The following is a 20,716-nucleotide window of genomic DNA, read 5'->3' as shown; positions in this document are numbered from 1 at the left end:
ATTGTAATCGCCAAAAGATTCATGGCGACTACACCTAAGTCCTAGTCGGTTGAAACCGCGACCAGTTCTTCGTGGACCGCTTCGATTTGCTCGGCGGAGATGACCGACTGCTCTTCGGCGAACGCGATCAGCAGCGCCAAATCGCACAATCGATTGATCCGCCGCGGGGCGCCGTTGGTGATCTGGTGCAAACGCTCCAGCGCCTCCGGCGTAAAGATCTCCCGGCGTGCGCCGGCCGTCGTCAGACGATGCAGCACGTAAGAAGCGGTTTCGTCCGCCGTCAACGCTTTGACCATGCATTTGACCGCCAGACGCGTTTCAAAGGCTGGCGTCCGCTTGAGCGCCGGCAAGATCTCGGTCTGGCCGACCAGCAGCAACGTCATGTCGAGCATTCCGTCGGTTTCGAGATTCGTCAGCAGACGCAACGTCTCCAGCGCATTGAAATCAGCGACCAGATGCGCTTCGTCGATCACCAGCACCGCGTGATTACCGGCACGCGTATTTTCGCGAAGCCCCCGGCGAATCGCTTGCACGCTATCGGCGATGGTTGAAGTGGCCGATTGCTCGACACCCACCAACTCGCGCACGATGTAGGCCAATAGCTGATCGGCCGGCATGTACGGAAAGACGACATGCACCTTCGGCGTAAACGGCTCGGGCAGTTGTTCCAGCAGCAGCTGGGCCAACAACGTCTTGCCCAAGCCTTCGCCTCCGGTTAGCAGCGCCGCGCCGCGGCGATTCTCGACCGCATACCGCAACTTCAACAGCGTTCCCTGAGCCGATTCGGCCGGGTAATAGAACGCTGGAATCGCCGTATTCTCAAACGGACGAGCCTTCAGATTCCAATAGTCTTCGTACATTCTGTTTAACTAACTGACGAAGTTTTCGGTGACGCCTAAAATGGATACGCCAGCGCTGCCTAAGCGCCGTACAACTTCCGCCACCTGCGAGTCATCCGAGATCCGCAGATCACGCACAATCATCGCCGCATCAACTTGATTCAGCTTGGTGGGAACTTCATGGATCTGGCCGACATCAACCAGGATCATGTCGTAACTTCCCTTCATGCTTTGCAGCATTTGATCCAACTTCTCTGGCGATCCCTTCGCTTTGCTGGGGGCCAGCGTCAGATCATCGGCGACCGAGTGGATCGCGGCGTCTTCAACCGTCGGACCGCCGGCGGCGATCGCTTCCCAACCATGTTCGACACGGACGCCAAGCCGAGTCGCGAGCTCTGGATTGCTGTCGCTGGCGTCAACGATCGCCGTTTTCAGGCCGCAGTCGGCCAACAGCTTCGCCAAGCATAATGTGAGGGTCGTACAACCTTCGCCAGACGCGAAGCTGTAAACCGCGATCACTTTTTTCCCCTTGGCGCCGACTTCGGTCAACCGATCGCGCACTTCGGCGAAACCTTCCACTCCCCGCTCTAGCAACATCTCAATCGTCGCCGGCCAAGCGAAGCGGGGGGCTTCCCACTGGGGGCGGAAGAGCGACGGCGCCGTACTGCTCTTGGCCAACATGCTTTCCCATTCCAATCGATCGTTCGTCTTGCCCGACGGCGGAGCGATGGTTTTGGCGAGCGGCTTTTCGGTTTTCGGCGGTTCGGCCGGCGGCGTTTGCAATGCTCGCACATGCGTCGCGGGCGTTTCGGTCACACGCGGAGCGGCCGGCGGGGCCGTTTGCCGTTCGGACCGTACGCGTTGCAATATGCGATCCACCGCAGCGGCGACGGCCGCCGTGTTTTGCGCCGACGAAGCGAACACCGACGTATCGGTCGATTCCGCCGGCGGATCCATGGGCTCGAATGATTGCTCGGGATCTTCCAGATCACTCTCGTTGATCGGAGATCCAGGTAAATCGATTCGCAAACCCTTCTTTTTCCAGTCGTACAATTGCTCGATCGTCGGTCCGCCTGGAAAGACGGGAACGCCGCGCGTGTATTCGGCTGCCGGATCATCCATCGCGGGCGATTCCGGTCCATAAGCACGAATGAAGGCTCGATCCACGGAACTCATTAGCGCCACCTCGAAGATTCAGTCGGTTCTAGATTTCCGTTCAGTCGGGCTTGCGCCGGACGATTTGCGGCCGGATCACCCGGCGCATAATAGGTTTCGGCGCCGCTGGGCGGCGTTCCGCCAAACGGGTCAAACGCCGCCTGCCGTTGTTGCTGCCCATAACGACTGCCGGAAGCTGCAGGCGCTGGACTAATCGGCTCTGGCGTTCCCAGTTGGGCGTTGGGCGGCGGCGTCTCTTGCGAGATCGCGCCGTCGAAGCGAGGACTTCCTGCAGGCAAGTTCGATCCCGGGGCTGCGCCGCGCGGTTCTTCTTTCCACCACGGCGCGTTCGCGTCGCTTCTGGATTCCGCCGGCAACGTAGCGCCGTAGCGGGTCTGTGTTGGGTTGCCGCTAGCGGGGTTCCCGCCGCCGGTCGTATCGTAACCGGCTCCTGCCGAATACGACCCGCGATTCATATCTTCGTTCGGGAGATTGGCGACGCGCTCCGCCCCTCGCTGGCCGCTTCCTCCCAACAGGTCAGTCGCACTGATCCCGTGCGAATGTTCGCTGGAAGTTTGAGGATTGGTCGGTCGACCGCTCACTTGCGGAGCCCGATAGGTCGCGGCGTCTTCACTGGTTGGCGTCGCAAATGGCGCAAATGCGTCATTCGATTCGCGATGTCCGGTGCTTTGGAGCGGCGGTGCGATATCCATCGCCGCGGTCGCCGCTGGTTCCATCTTTTCAAGTTGCGGATGATCGCCGTGCGAGTGCTGATCGAGCCCCAGTCCGCTGTTGGTTGGTCCAAAGCCGGGGGCATCCCCCAACTCGCCCAATTGGATATCGGTCTCAAACGGCGGCGCTTCATCGGCGTCGGCGGCTGGATGGGGATTTTTGTTGCGATGTCCTGACGAAATCTGAATCGTTCCCCAGACCAACACCGCCGCAATCATCGCCAAAAAGAGTCGAGTTCGCCAAACGGGCGCTTTCGCCGCTTTCATCCGCTCACGGCGACCTTCGGCTCCATCGTAAAGCGGCTTGCGCTGCACCGGTGAGCTTTGATCGGGCTGCATCGTTACGGTGGATTGGGTGCTTGCCGGGCGCTGGGGCGCGGTTCGACGCGAAGCATGCGGAGCTCGCGGCGAATGCGCGGCGTCAACGCGATACGAGCGTTTCGGCGGGTCGACCGTCGGTGCGTCGGCGATCAGCGGTTGCTCGTCGATCTCGGTCTCAACGGCCAAAGGAGCGGCTGCCGGCTTCGGCGCTGCCGCCAAGTCTGGCATACGCAACAATACCCTTGGCAAAGCCGAAACAAGCCTCGTCGCCGGCTCCGCGGTTTTGGGGGTTGCTGTTTTTGTCATCGTCTTGGCTTCCTTGCCTATTTTCTCAATCTCGGCGCCTTCGTGGCGTAATTCTGGTCCGTCATCTCTTCGGATCGGGTACCGAGTCTGCAGATCTTGAGCGTTAGATAAGAAAAATTGACTTTGCCGACTAGGCGAAGTTTTGCGGAAACTGCTTTTGAGATGAACCTTGTCGCATAAATGGCAATCTGGGATACTTAGAGGGCTACAAATCTTCCTTTGCTGACAGCATTGCTCTGACCAAGTCCGTACGGCAGCCGCCGGCGGCTAAAAAAAGACCCAAGAATGGCGATCGCGACCCCAAACGATAGCAAGCATCTCGTTTACCAGGAACTCGACAAGCGGATTCTCATCCTCGACGGAGCGATGGGAACGATGGTCCAGAAATACAAACTGGACGAAAACGCGGTGCGCGGTCCGCAGTTTGACGGTTTCCATAAAGACCTGAAAAATTTTACCGACATTCTTTGTCTGACGCGTCCCGAGATCGTCGAGCAGATCCATCGCGACTTTCTGGAAGCTGGCGCCGATATCATCGAAACGAATACTTTTGGCGCGACCCCGGTCGCGATGGAAGAATTTGATCTTTCGCACCTGGCGACCGACGTCAACGTCGCCGCGATTCAGCTAGCACGCAAAGTGGTCGACGAGTTCAACCAGCGGACCCCGCACAAGCCGCGCTTCGTCGCTGGGTCGATCGGACCAACCAGTCGGACCGCGTCGATGTCTCCCAAGGTCGAAGACCCCGGCTTCCGCAATGTCACCTTCCAGCAGTTAGTCGACTCGTATCTGGTGCAGATCGCCGCGATGGTCGAAGCGGGCGCCGATCTTCTGTTCCCCGAAACCACCTTCGACACGCTCAATCTCAAAGCTTGTCTGTTCGCGATCGAAAAGTACTTCCGCGACAACAACGTCGTGCTGCCGGTGATGGCCTCGGTGACGATCACCGATGAAAGCGGTCGCACGCTCAGCGGTCAGACGGTCGAAGCGTTTTGGAACTCGGTCGCACACTTCCCGCTGCTCAGTGTTGGCGTCAACTGCGCTTTGGGCGCCGACAAGATGCGTCCCTACGTCCAAGAGCTCGCATCGATTTCGCCCGCCTATATCAGCTGCCATCCGAACGCCGGCTTGCCGAACGAGTTTGGCGAGTACGACGAGACGCCGGAACAAATGGCGGCGACCCTGGTCACCTTCGCCGATAGCGGCTGGCTGAACATCGTCGGCGGTTGCTGCGGCACGTCGCCGGCCCATATCAAAGCGATCGCCGAAGCGGTCGAGCACAAAGCGCCGCGCACCCGCGCAACGCCCCCTGATTACACGCGTCTTTCGGGCCAGGAATCGCTGACGATCCTGCCGACCTCCAACTTCACGATGATCGGCGAGCGGACCAACGTGACCGGCTCGCGCCGTTTCGCCCGCTTGGTTCGAGAAGAACTGTACGAAGAAGCGATCGCCGTTGCGCTCGAACAAGTCAACAACGGCGCAAACGTGATCGACATCAACATGGACGACGCTTTGCTGGATGGCGAAGCGGCGATGGCCCGCTATTTGAATCTGATCGCCGCCGAACCAGACATCTGCAAAGCGCCGATCATGATCGACAGCTCGAAGTGGTCGGTGATCGAGTCCGGCCTGCGCTGCGTGCAGGGGAAACCGATCGTCAACTCGATCAGCTTGAAAGAAGGAGAAGCCGATTTTCTGGCCAAAGCGCGACTGGTCCGCAGTTACGGCGCCGCCGTCGTCGTCATGGCGTTTGACGAAACCGGCCAGGCCGTCGAAAAAGAGCCGAAAGTTCAGATCTGTAAACGCGCCTACGACCTGCTGGTCAACGAGGTCGGCTTTCTGCCGAGCGACATCATCTTTGACCCGAACATTTTGACCGTCGCCACCGGCATCGAAGAGCACAATAACTACGCGATCAACTTCATCGAAGCTTGCCGCGAGATCAAACAGGTTTGCCCCGGCGCCAAGATCTCTGGCGGCGTCAGCAACGTTTCATTCTCGTTCCGCGGCAACGACTTTATTCGCGAAGCGATTCACGCCGTCTTCCTGTTCCATGCGATCAAAGCGGGCCTCGACATGGGGATCGTCAACGCCGGCCAATTAGCGGTCTATGATGACGTCGCGCCGGAACTTCGTGAGCTGATCGAAGACGTCCTCTTCAATCGTCGCGACGATTCGACCGAACGTCTGGTCGACTACGCCGAAACGGTCAAAGATCGCAAAGCGGGCGGCTCCGCCGTCTCCGAAGATCTCTCCTGGCGTGAACTGTCGGTCCAAGAACGTCTATCGCACGCACTGGTCAAAGGGATCGACAAGTTCGTCGTCGCAGATACGGAAGAATCGCGTCAACACTACGAGCGCTGCCTGCGAATCATTGAAGGTCCGCTGATGGATGGGATGAACATCGTCGGCGACCTGTTTGGCGCCGGCAAAATGTTCTTGCCGCAGGTGGTCAAAAGCGCCCGCGTGATGAAAAAAGCGGTCGCCTATCTGCTGCCGATCATGGAAGAAGAGAAGATCGCACTTGGCGAAGTGGCGCAAGATGTGCGCGGCACAATTTTGATGGCGACCGTCAAAGGAGATGTCCACGACATCGGCAAAAACATCGTCGGCGTCGTCCTCGGTTGTAACAACTACTCGGTGATCGACCTCGGCGTAATGGTCTCGTGCGACAAAATTTTGGCTGCCGCGAAAAAGCATAACGTCGACGCGATCGGCCTTTCGGGACTGATCACGCCCAGCTTGGATGAGATGGTCCATGTCGCCAAAGAGATGGAAGCGGCCGGGTTCACCATCCCGTTGCTGATCGGCGGCGCTACGACCAGCGCTAAACATACCGCCGTGAAAATTGCGCCCGCCTATAGCGGCACGACGGTCCATGTGCTCGATGCGTCACGCAGCGTCGGCGTGGTCGATCGCTTGCTGAGCGACGAGATGCGTGAAGAGTTTTTGGTGAAAAACAAAAAACTGCAGGATGATCTGGTCGCTTCCTATAAGAAACGGCAAGAGGTGAAACTTGTCTCGATGGATCATGCTCGCCGCAACAAGTTCGCGACCGACTGGAGCACCGTCGACATTCGCACTCCCAGTTTCTTGGGAGTAAGAACCTTACCGAAAGTTTCGCTGGCGGAACTTCGCGAGTACATCGACTGGACTCCCTTCTTTATGTCGTGGGAGTTGAAAGGAAAGTACCCGAAAATCTTCGAGGATTCGTTTGTCGGCGAGGAAGCGAAGAAACTGTTTGACGACGCCAACACGCTGCTCGACAAAATCATCGCCGAAGAATTGCTTACCGCCAACGGCGTTTACGCATTTTGGCCAGCCAATAGCGACGGCGACGACATCGTGCTGTACAGCGACGAGTCGCGACAAACCGAAATCGGCCGCATGCACACATTGCGACAACAATGGGAACGCAAGGGGCAGAAAGACTTCCGCGCGCTGGCCGACTACATCGCACCGATCGACTCGGGCCGCAAAGACTATCTCGGCGGATTCGCGGTTACGTCCGGGATCGGTTGCCAAGAACTCGCCTCCAAATTTGACGCCGATTTTGACGACTACAATTCGATCATGACCAAGGCGCTCGCCGACCGTCTGGCCGAAGCGTTCGCCGAATGGCTCCACGCGCGGGCACGAGTTGACTGGGGCTTTGGCGTCGACGAGAACCTCTCAAAAGAAGAGTTGATCGCCGAGAAGTATCGCGGCATTCGCCCGGCCGCCGGTTATCCGGCACAACCTGACCATACCGAAAAGCGGCTGTTGTTCGAATTGCTAAAAGCGGAAGACAACACCGATATCGAGCTGACCGAAAGCCTGGCGATGTTCCCGGCGGCGAGCGTCTCTGGGCTCTACTTCGGACATCCCCAGTCCCGCTATTTCGCCGTCGATCGCATGACGCACGAACAAGTGGCCGACTACGCCAAGCGCAAGGGCTGCACGCTGGCCGAAATGGAACGTTGGCTCGCGCCGAACTTGGGTTACGATCCCGACGAGAAGTAATCGTCAACTTCGTAGCCTGTCCCGCTAGTTTTTGCCGCTGCATGGTTGGCGAAATAACGCAACTTCGCCAGAGGGTCGGCGTCTACGTCGATCCAGCTGCCGGGGGCGCGTTATCGCCGGACTGTCGCGGCGCGAGCACTAGAAACTTGCTCTCGTTGTGGTCTGCGACATCAAACGCCGCCGACTTGCCGATCAGGTCGAAGTGCCGCACAAAGCCGTGCGCCGGAATAACCAAGTTGTTGTCGGCGATCTTGGTGGCGATCGCGTCTTCGGCGGCGCCGCGGACAAACTTCACCAGGATGCGTCCGCTCGGCGGATCGTACCCGAGGACCACGCGATCGAGCCGAGCTTTGCGGTTCTTGATGTTGTTCATCGGAATCACCAGGTCGCCGTTCACCTTGCGAATGTAGGCCGGGATCCGGACCTTCGCTTCGTTCAACGGAGAGTACATGCGGAAAGCGTTTTCGACTTCCCCTTCCTGCACGTCGGCCAGGTGCTGAATCAAGTCAGACGTACTCAATACGCCGCGCAGCTCTTGTCGCAGTCCAACCACCGGCAAACAGCCGATCTTGTTGGTCGCCAGCACAAGCGCCGCTTTGGCCAAGGGAACTTCCGGCGAGACTGTCACCGGTCGTTCGCGCGTAATCAGCTGTTGAATCTCTCGCGCCAGTTCATCCGGCTCTTCCGGCTTCATCATCGAGCGAACCACGTCGCGTTGCGATACGACTCCCATCACGCGTTTCTTATCATCGACAATGATGATGCGACGAAGGTTGTGGCGCGCCATCAGCTCGGCAACGATCTTCACATGCGTACCCACCGTGGCGGTATGCACTTTGACCGTCATCACATCACGGACAGAGCCGCTCAATTTTTCAGAAATTGTATCGAGTGATGGCATGGGCGAACGGCGAGATACTTTCCAGGAAAAGTGATTTGGTCTCTGCCAAGCTACATCTCTGGCATCACGAAACTATAGCACGCAAATTTCGCAAATCGTTCCTGGCAAACGGCTACGTCGATTTTGCGGGGAACCTACGCGCCCGGGGGTCGCGACGACAATCCCGGTGGGATGTATCTTGCGCACCATCCGCAGATACGGAGCGCTTGTAACGATCGCAACGATCTTGCCGCATAGGTGCGCGTTATTCTTCGACCTGGTAGATATGTTGCAGCGTGATCTTTGGAGCTGCCGCCGCAAAAGCGACCGCTCCGTCGTCGGTTACTTTCGTCCGGGTGACGATTAACGTTTCTAGCGATTTTGACTTCGCCAATTCCAAGATTCCGGCGTCGGTGACCGAAGTCGATCCCAGATGCAGCCATTTCAAGTTCGGCATCGCCGCCAGCTGCGCCAAATTGGCGTCGGTCAGATTATTGGCGTCCAAATTCAGCCGCTCTAGCGTCGTCAGCTTCGCCAAGTCGGGTAGGGACGCATCGGTGACCTTGGTTTTCCAGAGATTCAGATCGGTCAACTTCGATAGCTTGGCGATCTCGGCGGCGCCAGCGTCATCGACTTTCGTCTCACTGACGTCCAGATCCTCCAGCGAGCCGATCTTCGCCAGCTCCGCCATTCCTTTGCCGGTTACTTCGGTGCCGCGGAGACGCAATTTCGCCAAAGCGGGAAACTTGGTCAAAACCACAAGATCCTCATCGACCGTCGGCGTTCTGAACAGATACAGTTCCTTCAGTCCCTGAGCACTTTGCAAATGCTCAAGCCCAGCCGCCGATGCTTCGGTCTCATCCAGACCTAACAACTTCAGCTTCGTCAGCGGTGCGAGCTGCGCCAAATCGACGTCCCGAATCGGCTGCCCACGAAAAAGCAGACGCTCCAGTTCGGTCAGCTGGCCAATCGATCGCAGCGCGTCGCCGGTGATCGAAACTCCCCGCAAATCCAACGACTGGAGCTTCGTCAAGTCCGCCAATTCGCTCGCCGATTCGTCGGTCATCCCGACATCCTGTAACGACAACTTGCGCAGCGTGACCGCTTCTCCCAAACCACGAAAGTCGACGTCGGTCGCAACCACGCGACTCAGATCCATCCCAATCGGAGCTTTGTTGCTGGAACGCGAGATTTTCGCGCCCAATCTTCCCAATCGCTCCACGGCAGGCGGATCAAGCGGAAAGGTTTCTTTCTTCGCCACCGGGATATCTTGCGGCAGACAGCCGACCGCCGAGAACAACAGAACGCTCCAGAGCAACATACGGCAGGGACGAGGCATCAATCAGTGTCCGGCGGAAGGAAAGGGAAAAACGTGCATTCTAACAAACACGGAAGATCAACCGAAACGTGATTTAATCGGATCCGCCAGGCAGACCGACTCAATTCAATCATTGACCTACTAATCAGCGCAAAAACATCATCACTACTCGACAACATCTTATCACAACGTCGACTGCAATAGCTTCCACAAATCGCATCCGCGCATTCTTTGCAAAAGAGTTAAGCATCCTTGCGTAGCTTGGGAGCAAAAGAACGGGGAAATCAGCCGATTCTTCGGCTATTTCCCGCGATATCAGCTTGGCATAGGATGTGCGAATTATCGCTAGCAAAAAAACGCGAGAGTGCTAAGATTTGTGTTTACACGTATTTCCTCAGCGTTGGCGACTCGCGTCTGTCCAACGAAGTCGCTTCTCCCGTCATTTGCCCATTCTCTGCGTGATCTTCCTTTTTGAGGAGGGGAGCATAACGCGACATACCAATCTCTAACGTCATTTTTTGACGCGATGCTTCACTGTATTGTCCTTCTTCTCCTTTTCTAGGCAGTCCAAAGAGAATCCCATGAGAACTCGTCACGCATTTACTCTGGTCGAATTGCTGGTCGTGATTGCGATCATTGGCGTATTGATCGCGCTGCTGTTACCGGCGGTACAACAAGCCCGCGAAGCGGCGCGGCGGATGACCTGCACCAACCATCTGAAGCAGATCGGGTTGGCGATGCACAACTATCACGATACGCACTTGTCGTTTCCACCAGCCTTCGGCGGACAACCGGTCTATCGTGGCTGGGGTTGGGGCGTTTTTATTATGCCGTTTGTCGAACAAACCGCTCTCCATGACGCGATTGATCCCAATGAAAATATTTTTCCTACCAGCGTCACCTCTGGCAGCACCGGCGGCGATTTGCGGATCCTGATGCAAACGCCGATCACCGGCTATCGCTGTCCTTCCGACATTGGACCTGACATCAACACCAATCGCGGCAGCTTTGGCACTTCCAATTATGTCGGCGTCTGGGGATCCAGTAGTACCGGCGGTCACCATACCGATCCCGGCAATGGGGTTCTGTACAACGGAAGTAAGACAAAGTTTCGCGATGTGACCGACGGCACAACCAACGTCCTGCTGGTCGGTGAACGAGCCTACAACAACAAACCGCACAAGGGCGCCATCTACGGAGGCGTTAATTCGGACGTTTCCGCCGGCTGGGCGTCTGTCATGTGGGCGACCTACGATTCAGCCGCAATGCGTCTCAACGGCACCGAAGCTTGGGCCTATTCCAGCCATCATCCCGGCGGCGCCCAGTTCGTTTTCTGCGACGGCTCCGTCCACTTTGTGAGCGAAACCGTGAACGGAACAACCTGGCAATTACTCGCCGAGCGTGGTTCGGGAATTGTGAAAAGCGATTATTAAACGCCTTTTCACCGCTACTACTTTCCTCACCTCCGTTGGAACGAAAGTCCATCTATGAATCTGATTCGTTTTTCGGCGCTGGTCTGCCTGTTGGCCGGCGTCATCGGTTGCGGTAAAAGCGAACCATCGCCAGTCGATCTCAATACGGAAATACTCAACCAACTCCCTGAAGGCGATCGAGAAATAGCGATCAACCAATGGAGTTGCGTCGTTTGCAAAGAGCTGCTCTCCAAAGAGGGAGCGCCGCAGAAAAGTGAGAAGACCGGCACGCCCGTCTTTTTCTGCACCGACGAATGTATGGCCGAGTTTGAAATGAACCCGCGCAAATTTCAGTCATCGCTGTCGCAATAAAGTTCGTGACCAGCGGTTCGAAAACAAGTACGCCTCGTCGATCCCAATTTCGGGAAGCGGCGAGGCTTTTTCGTTTCTTGAGCGATCACTCTCGCACGAAAATTTAGGGCACCAACCAATCCTGATACTTCACCAACTCCACTTTGACCTCTTCCGCGAAGCGCGATAAATCGCCGATGGTCATATCAAAGCCGTTGAGCGCGGCCATCGAGATTCGATTGTACTTGGCGCCCAGCGATGTAATCCCGACTTCGTTCATCGCCATGTTGCCCATCTCGACCGCTTTGATCATCTGCGAATGTTCGCCTCGATAAACGCCGGCCATGTGGTGGTAACGAATCGTGTCGACCACCAGTTCCGGAAACTTCCAGTGCCGTGCGATTCGCTCGCCGAACTGGGTGTGATCAAAGCCAAAGTATTGCTGCTCCCAGCGTACTTGCACTTGTTGCGACGTCATTGCGTTCAGCATCATCGCGAAGCGCGTATTCAGAAATTGATCGAGGATCACGATCCCCAGATCATGTAGCAGACCGGCGATGAACGCATCTTCCGGGTCGCCGATCTGATGTTTTTTGGCGAACATTCGAGCCGCAATTCCTACGGCGACCATATGCTCCCAAAGTCCCGACCGACTGTAGGCGCCGACCGCATCTCCCCCCAAAAACAGCTCGCTAACACTTGCCGTAATCGCCAAGTTGCGTACCTGTTTCATCCCCAGATAAGCGATCGCTTGCTGTAGATTGGTGACTTGGTTACGCAAGCCGAAAGCGGACGAATTAACAAGCTTTAAGATGCGTGCAGACAACGCAACGTCACATTCGACGATCGCCGTCAGCTCTGAGGCGCTGGATTCTTCGGCGCTTGCGATCTCCATCGCTTGGATGGCAATTTGCGGAAGTGACGAGACCTCATCGATCCGCTGGATCAAGATGTCCAGCGCTTCTTCATTCAATACTTTGAGCGTCGCCACCGACATGTTGGCTCACTCTCCTTTACCCCGATAAGTCACGATCCTCTCTTGAGCGCAGGCGATTCGCCGTAAACGCGCAAGCGACATAGTTGAAAGATATGTCGTATTTCCGACTTCGCGCCAGCTTTCCCGCAGCATCTGCTCTCGAGTTGCTGTCGCTTGTATCGGTCGTAGCGGCTACTCGGCGCAAGCTCTGATTATCTAAGCCGAAACCCCCGCTACATGCCCGCTTGACCAGGCCCATTGGAAGTTGAAGCCGCCGATCCGACCATCGACATCGCAGATTTCGCCGCACAAAAACAAGCCCGGAGAAAGCCGCGACTCCATCGTCTTCAATTGGATCTGATCCAACGGAACGCCGCCGGCCGTCGCTTCAGACACGGCAAAGCCCCGGTTTCCTACGATCGGAGTTTCCATGGCCGTCGTCAGCCGGACGAGTCGTTGTCGCGCCGCGCGATCCAACTGATCGCCGCTTCGTTCAAAGTCAATTTCCGCCAGCTCTAGCAACAAATCGGCCAGACGCGCGGGGAGTTTCTCACGCAAAAATTTTCGCACCAGCGCCGCGCCCAGCGTTTGCAATTGGCCATCGAAATCTTCGCTCTTCTCTCCCGGAAGCCAGTTGGCTCGCAACTGCGCTGCGGCGTCATCTTCCAGCGCGTTCAGATAATGTCGACTGATGTCCAACACCACCGGGCCTGATAGCCCGCGATGCGTAAACAACAGATCGCCAGATGCCGTAGTCAAGCGTTTGCCGGTGGCGCTATGGACCGAAAGTTCGGCCGGCAGACTGACGCCTGATAGTTCTTTCGGGCGCCAATCGTCGGCGGCGACCAAAGGAACGAGCGCCGGAAAGATGCGGGGAGTCAGCGTATGCCCGAGACGCTTGGCCAGCTCCCAACCAAATCCGTCCGAGCCTGTCTTCGGCACGCTCTTGCCGCCGGTCGCTAGGATCACATGCGGCGAGACAATCTCTCCCCATTGTCCGCTGACGGCCAGCGACTCATCTTCCTGCCGAGCAAGTCGCGTCACGCGGCGCTTGGTCAGGATCGAAACGCCGAGCCGCCGCGTCTCGTTGATCAGCGCATCCAAGACCGTTTGCGCGCGATCGGTGGTCGGAAACAGTTTGCCGGTCTCTTCCCGTTTTAATCGCACGCCGAGTTCGGCGAACAACTCGACCGTCGCTGCGGCCGGAAATCGAGCCAGCACTTTTTTGATCGCATTACGACTAGCGCCGCAAAAGTCGTCGGCCGAAACCTGGTGATGCGTCACGTTGCAGCGACCGCCGCCGGCGATCAAGATTTTCGCTCCCAGCCGCGCCGCGCCATCCAGCACCACGATCCGGCGATCCGCATTGGTGCGGGCCGCCCAAATCGCCGCCATCAGTCCGGCGGCGCCTCCGCCGATGATTGTCAGTTCCGCTTTGTCCACAGGTCTCTATCACACGAGAGCAAAACATGAAGTTTACATGAACCGAGAATAAACGAATCATCCCTATGCGGAATTCGTCACTAAAATAGCTCCTCAGGCGGAAACGACAGCTTCGAAATTCATCCGAATTCCCTCTTCCAGACGCGGCCATGGACTCGAAACCACCCGGACAATCCACCCTGTTTGGCATCGGCGACGAAGACGATCTTCTTGCCGAGCAGCGCAGCATCGAAGTTTCGCGTTATCGTCCGACGCTACGGCCGCCGATGGCCAAGCTGATCGTTTACGATGATGGGGCGGAAACCGGCGACATTTTTCGCATTCGCAAGTCCTCTTTTGTCATCGGGCGAACCGAAGGGGACCTCATCATCCCGCACGACAGCCAGATTTCTAGCCGGCATCTCGAAATTCAAAGGCGCGAACGCCCCGGCGGATTTGACTGGGTGCTGCGTGATTTGGGCTCCACCAACGGCACCTTTGTGCGCGCGACGCAGATCATCGTCAAACCAAATCAGGTGATGATGATCGGCGGCAAACGATTCGGCCAAATTCCGCCGCGACCAGGCGGCGACATCGGCGCCACGCTCGAAGGGGAAAAAGAACTGCTAGATGTGGCCCAGGAGGGGCTCGATGAGCTCGTTCCGTGCCTGCAAGAAATCAACTACGACGGCGCCGGCAAACGCCACAAGCTGACCAAGAAAGAACATTGGATCGGCAGCGATCCGGTGCAATGCTCAATTTTGGTCAATGATCCGACCGTCAGCCCGCAGCATGCCCGCATCTATCAAGACAAACAGGGGCGCTGGATAATTGATGACGCCAAATCGCTGAACGGCATTTGGCTGCGGATCAAAGAGCTGAATATCGGCCGCGGCGGCTATTTTCACTGCGGCGAACAACGCTTCTCGCTGACCGTCGCCTAGCGACAGCGCTTGCGTTCGCTTCACCATTTCTTCACGTCCGTCGACTATTCTAGGCGACGCAGTCGTCTCTATTTCTTGCGGCGCTGCGTCCCTTTATCGCGTTGACTCCCGTGAATGACCTATGTGGTTGAAATGTCCCTATTGCCGATCGTCGATGGAAGTGACGAACATCGCGCCGGGACACTATCGCCCTCGCTGCCGTAACTGCCAAGAACTCTTCTATATCGGCGTCCCCTCCGCAGATGCAAGCGAAGAAATCGTCGTCAAAACGCTGCAGGAAATCCGTCAAGAGATGCGCGCTTCGCTCGGCATCTCCAGCAAGAGTCGTCAATCAAGTCACGCGACGGCGGTTGACGCCTCGGCGACGTTGCCGGTGGCGACCCGCCTAGAAGAGGACGAAGAAAACCAACCCACCCACGCGACCAATGGTCATGCGTCGGCCAGCAACGGCGAAGCGCTGCAAACTTTCACTAGCGACGAATACTCGCTTGCCGGCGTCGACGACGAGCGGGACGAAGCGAACGATGAAGACGAACCGCTGCTCAGTCGCCCCAGCTACGACCTGCCCGCTGAGGCTGACGACATTGTTCCCGCGCCGGTCAAACCGGATGAATTTTCGGAGACGATGCCGCAACGTCCGACGGCGCATGATGGAGCGATGGCCACATTGGCGACCGCCGCCGTATTGCCCGAAGATGAAGAGGACGCTGAATCGGCGACTGTTGACGAAACGATGCCTGCTTCGTTGGCAGGCTATCGCTTGATTCGCATTCTAGGCAAAGGGGCGATGGGAGCAGTCTATCTCGCGCGGCAAAAGTCGCTCGATCGCGAGGTCGCCGTTAAAACCATCCAAGCCAAATGGGCGACCAATCCGGTCTTCATCTCCCGTTTTACGCGCGAAGCGTACGCCGCCGCCCAGCTCACCCATCACAACATCGTCCAGATCTATGACATGGGCGAAGACGAAGGAGTCCACTTTTTCAGCATGGAGTTGGTCAACGGCCAATCGTTGGGCGCCCTCCTCAAAGAAACCGGCAAACTCGACCGTGATGTCGCCGTCGGATACATCCTGCAAGCGGCCCGCGGTCTGCAGTTCGCCCATCAACGCGGCATCATCCATCGCGATGTAAAGCCCGACAATTTGATGGTCAACGCCCAAGGCGTGGTGAAAGTCGCCGACCTTGGATTGGTCAAACTTCCTGACGTCGACGAGCAATCTTCTGCCGGCGTTGACAAAGAACTTTTAAAACGCCGCAGCGCCAGTTCGACCATCGCCAACATGTCGATGGGAACGCCGGCCTACATGCCTCCTGAGCAAGCTCGCGACGCATCCAGCGTCGACCATCGCGCCGACATTTATTCTCTCGGCTGCACCTTCTATGCGCTGCTGACCGGTCGACCGCCGTTTGAAGGTTCGACCGCGATGGAGGTAATCTCCAAACACCTCGAACTGCCGATCGTACGTCCGGACGCCGTCGCCAAGCATGTGCCCAAACAGTTGGCCGACGTTACGATGCGGATGGTCGCCAAAGATCCCGATCAGCGCGCGTCGAGCCTGGCCGAAGTGATCAAGAAGCTGGAAGAGTATCTCGGCATGGGGCCAACCGGGACCTTCTCACCCGGCAAACAGCATGTCGACATGCTCGAAGCAGGGGTCACCCAGTTCAATTCGGCGACGGCTGGCCCCTTGCGGAAATCTTGCTTTTTGGCGACCGCCGGTATCCTGGTCGCCGTGATGCTCGGCAGCGCCGTCTTCGGCATGGGCGGCCTGTTTGTCGCGGCGCTCATAATGGCCGCTACGACGCCGATCGCTTATCTCGTGATTTCCGGCGTTCTCTCTGGCGACTTCCTGTATCGCAAGCTGCGTGAGTTCCTCTTCTCGTCGTCGCTCATCGATTGGCTGAAGTATCTTGGCGGCGCGATGCTGGCCTTACTGCTGTTGGCCGCGACCGGCACGTTTGTCGCCGCGATCGGCGGCATGATCCTGGCGATCGCCGCCGCGGCCGCCTATCACTTCATCGTCGACCGTACTTTGCACAAACAGCGGCAGACGGCGATGGAGAAGATCGAGCAACTGCTCAAGTCGCTGCGTCTGCGCGGGCTCGACGAAGCGGAAGTCCGTTCGTTCGTAGTCAAATATGCAGGCGCCGACTGGGAAGAAGTTTTTGAAGAACTCTTCGGCTATCAGGCCAAAATTCATGCCCGCGACTTTCTCAGTCGCAGCGGCGGATCAGAAAAGAATCGGACCTTCGCTGCGTGGCGCGATCCGATCGTGCGCTATTGCGATCGCCGCATCTCCGCCGCCAAAGAAACGCGGGAGCGGCGCCTTTTGGCCAGCATCGAAGCGAAACGCTTGCAGGCCGAAGGCGCGACCGTCGAAGAAGCCGAAGCCGCCGCCGATCGCGCCGCCCAGGCGATCATCGATGACGCGATCCATCAGCGTGAAACGGCGATCGATCCCGACGAGGCCGTCTCGCTTGATCCCCGCCAAGCGGCCGCCCAGCGCCGCAGCCGTATGCAGCAGTTGATGAAAGAAACGCAAACCGCTCAACCCAACGCGCCGATCTCGGTCAAAAACTTGCTCGCGACACCATTCGCGTTGGCAACCGGAGCGCCGCTGCGGATCGTCGTTGGCGCTGCGCTGCTGTTTGGCTGCGTCGCCTGGCTGCATCAAAACAATCTCCTAAGCGGAGATCTGGCCTCCGCCGCACTCGACACCAAGCGAACCTACGATACGCTCGCCGTGCCGATGGTCACCGTCGCGATCGCCAACTACGTCTCGACCTTCGCCGCCGGAGTCGCCGGACTGATCCTCGTCGGTTCCGCCTTCTTCGGCGGTTGGCGATTGAGTCTATTCACCTGGCCGGCGGCGTTTGTGGTCCTCTACGGAGCCGGCCTCGGCATCCCTGACGTCAGCGAAAAGCTGCACGCCGGCTTCCTCGCCGGCGTCGTCGGCCTCACCCTCTTCGCCATCGGCATGATCCTCTTCGGCGATGACGTTGAAGATTAGTGCGTGTGCCATGGCTCGGTGAGCCGTGCCTGCTCTCACTTCAAATCAGGGACGATTCTCAGGCCATGGTATACAATAGAAGAGGCAATAAATCAGCGTTTACGATTCAGACGAAACAGGGAGTCGCTCCATGGCCAATAATCGGAGTTATGCGTCAGCGACGACGGCCATTGCCGGAGTGATCGTTTCGGTCATCTACCTCTCGAACATCACGATGGGCATCTTTGAGATTCCCGACAATCTCCCCTTCGTCGGCAATCTGGACGAAGTCTTTTTCTCCGGCGTGCTCTTCGCTTCGCTGGCCCATCTGGGAATCAACCTCCCGGTCGGTCAGCGCCGAGTTACGGTCGACGCAAACAAGAAAAAGGAGGATGCGTCCCAACAACCTGGCGAATAATCGGATGGGTGGAGCAAGCGTGATGGATTTGGCCACACTCGCTCCACTTAACTCGCTTGTCCTCGCCAAGGCCCTGAGCCAACTGCGATACCAAGCCGAAGTGACCCAAGATGGATCCAATCAAGACCTTTTCTTCTCTGTGTTCTTGGTGAGTAAAAATGTCTTCAGAGATGATGACATTTCTGTAGGAACAACAAACGACACTTGCTGCCGGGCGATTCAGAGGGACGCTGTCCTGGCGCGGCGTTTTGAGAAGCTACTTCTTCACTTCGAAGTCGATTCCTGTGGCTTCTTCGTTCGGTAATTCGACCGACGTGGAGTAGTTCGAGAACAACATCTGTCCCAGGGGAAGTTCCGAGCTGGGTTTCGCGTTGCCGTCGAAACCGTGGATTTGCACCTTATAGGCGCCCCCTTGGTGGACGCTTCGATTTTCGCTGGTCGTTTCGTAGGCGCCATCCACAATATCAAACAGGACCCCGGGGCCGGAGTTGCCTTTCTGCGAATCGGGCCGCAAAAGCAGCGTCCCTCGCGGCACAGGCTTTCCCTGATAAGTGACCTTGCCGGAAATCGAATAGCCGTCGGGTTGTTGCCGACAGCCGGTTGTGGCCAGAGCAGCCAGGACGAGCAGAACAGGGGCGAGTGAAATCGTGCGAACCATTCTAGGACTAACTCCCTTCCGAAGGGATGATCATGTTGAAAACAAATGTGAATAGACAAACGGGGCGCCGTGCGCCGATGCAGTTTAAAAGTGAAGAGGAGAGGAGAACGCTTCACTCCCTCTCTGCTGACGGCTGAACATGGGCCCGTTTCACGTGTTACTCGGGTGGTCCAGATTTTTAAATCAGGCCCCCCCAAGCTTGCCAAACGCGTGTGCTGAAAATTTAGCAGGGACGCGTTTGTTATGCGGGGGCAAAGTTTTCGCTAGTTATTCAGTGAAAAGACTTCTCCCCCGTTCATGCTGGCGGTGGAAAGATAGGAGTCAAAGTCCACCGTTTCAGGCACAAAGCGAACCGAGGCGTCTCCCAGGGTAAAGAGGCAACCTCCAGGATGATTGCTGCCGAAGCTCATGTCGTTAAAGATGCTGACTTGGTCCGAGTTGATCGGGAACGCCACATTCTTGCAGGGAATCATCCAACCATCGCTGGTATCTCTGCCGCCGCGGGTCCACTCGCGGTATTTGGTTTGCTTACCGTTACGGTCGGACCAAGACATTTCTCCCAGGAACAGCGTATTGCTGGTCCCGTCGACCACATCACGAAGTCGACGGACTTCCCCCATAAACCACATGCCGGCTTTTGAGAAACCGCCAAAGCTGGGATTCTCGGAGGGCTGCTCCGGGTAGGTCGAACTGGTGGTTCCGGGGATATCCCCCGTCGGCCCCATCACCCCATAGTAATGCGCCGTGTAAAAATCGGTGTTGTCATCGGCACGTTCTTCAGTACCGCTGGGGCAAAAATAGGCGTCGACCTTCACTTCCCGCAGTGCCGCATTCGGCGACGAACCGTACGATTTCGTCGTGTCGAATTGTTCGTACAGGTTTAGTTGTTCGATAAAAGGTAGAATGGGGACATGCCAGCTCACGAAGGAAGATCCAGAACGGCAACCGTAAGGAAACGCGCCGAATGTATCGTGATAGTTGTGCAGCGCGAGTCCCAGTTGCTTCATTTTGTTGGTGCATGAACTTCGCCGAGCCGCTTCTCGCGCTTGCTGGACAGCTGGCAAAAGGAGGGCAATCAGCACTCCGATAATGGCGATCACGACTAGCAGTTCTACAAGCGTAAAACCGGCATTAGTCCGAACCGAGGAACGAGAAAGCATGGCTATTAGACCTTTCAGCAGAATGGGATTGAGGTTGAAAAGCGTTTGCCTTCAAGGAGATGAAATAAGGATCAACCCGCAAGGAAAATGGGATGGTCCGGACATACGATTCACGGATTCCAGTCCGGGGGCTCTTTCCAGAAATAACAGGGGATGATCACGGATAGAACGGTTGAAGGCTCCTCGAAAGAGTGGACTGAGGACACTCTCAATATTCAAGCAGCGAATCAAAAACTATACCAGGAAAAGGTAATAGATTCCAAAATTTTTCACGATGGGACGTAACTGGGCGTGAGCGTCAAGAAAGTAGGTGGAAAATTTTCTCGGCACGGCGCCCGTGGCGAATTCCATTCTCATCGGTGTGGCGCTGGCCCTTTTCAGCCAGTCTCTTCACTTGCTACCACGGCTGACCAAAGGATGCTTGGCGATTGATCTTGGTTGGGTCGCTGAACAAGGCATGCCGAGCCGAGACATTTACCTAAGGCTGCATCGTTTTGCGACGATGCTCTAGGCCAAGTTGGGGCGTCCCGCCGAGCCAAAGAAATTGGATGGATGGCAGCGCTAGCCGCCATCGAAATCTCGCTCAAAATTGTCTCTAGACAATACGCACGGTTTTGGGGTCGATTGTGGGGTGAGGATTTGGCGGCGATCTGGGATGGACGGCGCGGCGGGGACTGCTGCGCGGTCCAGTCAATTGGTGAAATCGTAGGGCAGTGCCGTGCCGCATCGCAAAATCGCCCCAATCAACCCTTAGGCAGATTGGGGAATTGGATGGCAAAAAAATTCAGCGGTCCGGTCCTGTCCAACGTTGTTCAATCGGGCCTCCATCAT

15 protein-coding genes are annotated in these 20,716 nt (G+C 57.0%); 6 read left to right on the top strand and 9 right to left on the bottom strand.

Annotation, left to right across the window (positions count from 1 at the left end; genetic code table 11):
- Positions 1–41: 41 nt before the first annotated feature.
- Genes M4951_RS09280 through M4951_RS09270 form a run of 3 tightly spaced genes read right to left on the bottom strand, consistent with a single transcriptional unit; the run spans position 42 to position 3,274 of the window.
- Entirely contained in the window at positions 42–860 is an 819-nt protein-coding gene (locus M4951_RS09280; protein WP_262026203.1) for an ExeA family protein, read from the bottom strand.
- Positions 861–869: 9 nt separating this feature from the next.
- A complete protein-coding gene (locus M4951_RS09275; protein ID WP_262026202.1) occupies positions 870–2,015 on the bottom strand; it encodes a tyrosine-protein kinase family protein in 1,146 nt (381 codons plus the stop codon).
- On the bottom strand, positions 2,015–3,274 hold the full coding sequence (locus M4951_RS09270) for a hypothetical protein (RefSeq protein ID WP_262026201.1): 1,260 nt from the start codon (positions 3,272–3,274) through the stop codon (positions 2,015–2,017). The genes M4951_RS09275 and M4951_RS09270 overlap by 1 nt, the downstream gene beginning before the upstream one ends.
- A gap of 363 nt (positions 3,275–3,637) precedes the next feature.
- On the opposite strand from M4951_RS09270, the gene metH reads away from it, so the two are divergent.
- On the top strand, positions 3,638–7,357 hold the full coding sequence (metH, locus tag M4951_RS09265; protein ID WP_262026200.1) for a methionine synthase: 3,720 nt from the start codon (positions 3,638–3,640) through the stop codon (positions 7,355–7,357).
- A gap of 82 nt (positions 7,358–7,439) precedes the next feature.
- On the opposite strand, the gene M4951_RS09260 is transcribed toward metH, so the two are convergent.
- Positions 7,440–8,228: an HPP family protein gene (locus M4951_RS09260; protein ID WP_262026199.1), complete on the bottom strand. Its 789-nt coding sequence runs from the start codon at positions 8,226–8,228 to the stop codon at positions 7,440–7,442.
- 274 nt (positions 8,229–8,502) lie between these two features.
- Entirely contained in the window at positions 8,503–9,576 is a 1,074-nt protein-coding gene (locus tag M4951_RS09255; protein ID WP_262026198.1) for a leucine-rich repeat domain-containing protein, read from the bottom strand.
- Between the two features lie 560 nt (positions 9,577–10,136).
- On the opposite strand from M4951_RS09255, the gene M4951_RS09250 reads away from it, so the two are divergent.
- Both M4951_RS09250 and M4951_RS09245 read left to right on the top strand, forming a co-directional pair.
- Positions 10,137–10,988, top strand: a complete 852-nt coding sequence (locus M4951_RS09250; RefSeq protein ID WP_262026197.1) for a DUF1559 domain-containing protein — start codon at positions 10,137–10,139, stop codon at positions 10,986–10,988.
- A 54-nt stretch (positions 10,989–11,042) separates the two neighbouring features.
- Positions 11,043–11,339, top strand: coding sequence for a hypothetical protein (locus tag M4951_RS09245; protein ID WP_262026196.1), 297 nt, complete (start codon positions 11,043–11,045; stop codon positions 11,337–11,339).
- Positions 11,340–11,442: 103 nt separating this feature from the next.
- Here M4951_RS09245 and M4951_RS09240 read toward each other — a convergent pair whose 3' ends face one another.
- Both M4951_RS09240 and M4951_RS09235 read right to left on the bottom strand, forming a co-directional pair.
- Positions 11,443–12,315 (bottom strand): HDOD domain-containing protein, encoded by an 873-nt coding sequence (locus M4951_RS09240; protein WP_262026195.1) that lies wholly within the window; start codon positions 12,313–12,315, stop codon positions 11,443–11,445.
- A gap of 195 nt (positions 12,316–12,510) precedes the next feature.
- Entirely contained in the window at positions 12,511–13,737 is a 1,227-nt protein-coding gene (locus M4951_RS09235) for an NAD(P)/FAD-dependent oxidoreductase (protein ID WP_262026194.1), read from the bottom strand.
- Positions 13,738–13,886: 149 nt separating this feature from the next.
- Here M4951_RS09235 and M4951_RS09230 point away from each other — a divergent pair, with 149 nt between their 5' ends.
- The 3 genes from M4951_RS09230 to M4951_RS09220 all read left to right on the top strand — a co-directional run bounded on the left by M4951_RS09230 (position 13,887) and on the right by M4951_RS09220 (position 18,067).
- Positions 13,887–14,660, top strand: coding sequence for an FHA domain-containing protein (locus tag M4951_RS09230; RefSeq protein ID WP_262026193.1), 774 nt, complete (start codon positions 13,887–13,889; stop codon positions 14,658–14,660).
- A gap of 121 nt (positions 14,661–14,781) precedes the next feature.
- Positions 14,782–17,670, top strand: a complete 2,889-nt coding sequence (locus M4951_RS09225; protein WP_262026192.1) for a serine/threonine-protein kinase — start codon at positions 14,782–14,784, stop codon at positions 17,668–17,670.
- A 130-nt stretch (positions 17,671–17,800) separates the two neighbouring features.
- A complete protein-coding gene (locus M4951_RS09220; RefSeq protein ID WP_262026191.1) occupies positions 17,801–18,067 on the top strand; it encodes a hypothetical protein in 267 nt (88 codons plus the stop codon).
- Positions 18,068–18,323: 256 nt separating this feature from the next.
- Here the strand turns inward: M4951_RS09220 and M4951_RS09215 are convergent, their stop codons facing one another.
- Together M4951_RS09215 and M4951_RS09210 are read right to left on the bottom strand one after the other, a co-directional pair.
- On the bottom strand, positions 18,324–18,725 hold the full coding sequence (locus M4951_RS09215) for a hypothetical protein (protein WP_262026190.1): 402 nt from the start codon (positions 18,723–18,725) through the stop codon (positions 18,324–18,326).
- A 263-nt stretch (positions 18,726–18,988) separates the two neighbouring features.
- Positions 18,989–19,885 (bottom strand): DUF1559 domain-containing protein, encoded by an 897-nt coding sequence (locus M4951_RS09210; RefSeq protein ID WP_262026189.1) that lies wholly within the window; start codon positions 19,883–19,885, stop codon positions 18,989–18,991.
- Between the last annotated feature and the right edge of the window lie 831 nt (positions 19,886–20,716).

The sequence above is a fragment of the Blastopirellula sp. J2-11 genome (assembly GCF_024584705.1).
Lineage (GTDB): Bacteria > Planctomycetota > Planctomycetia > Pirellulales > Pirellulaceae > Blastopirellula.
This window is presented reverse-complemented; position numbering and strand designations above follow the sequence as displayed.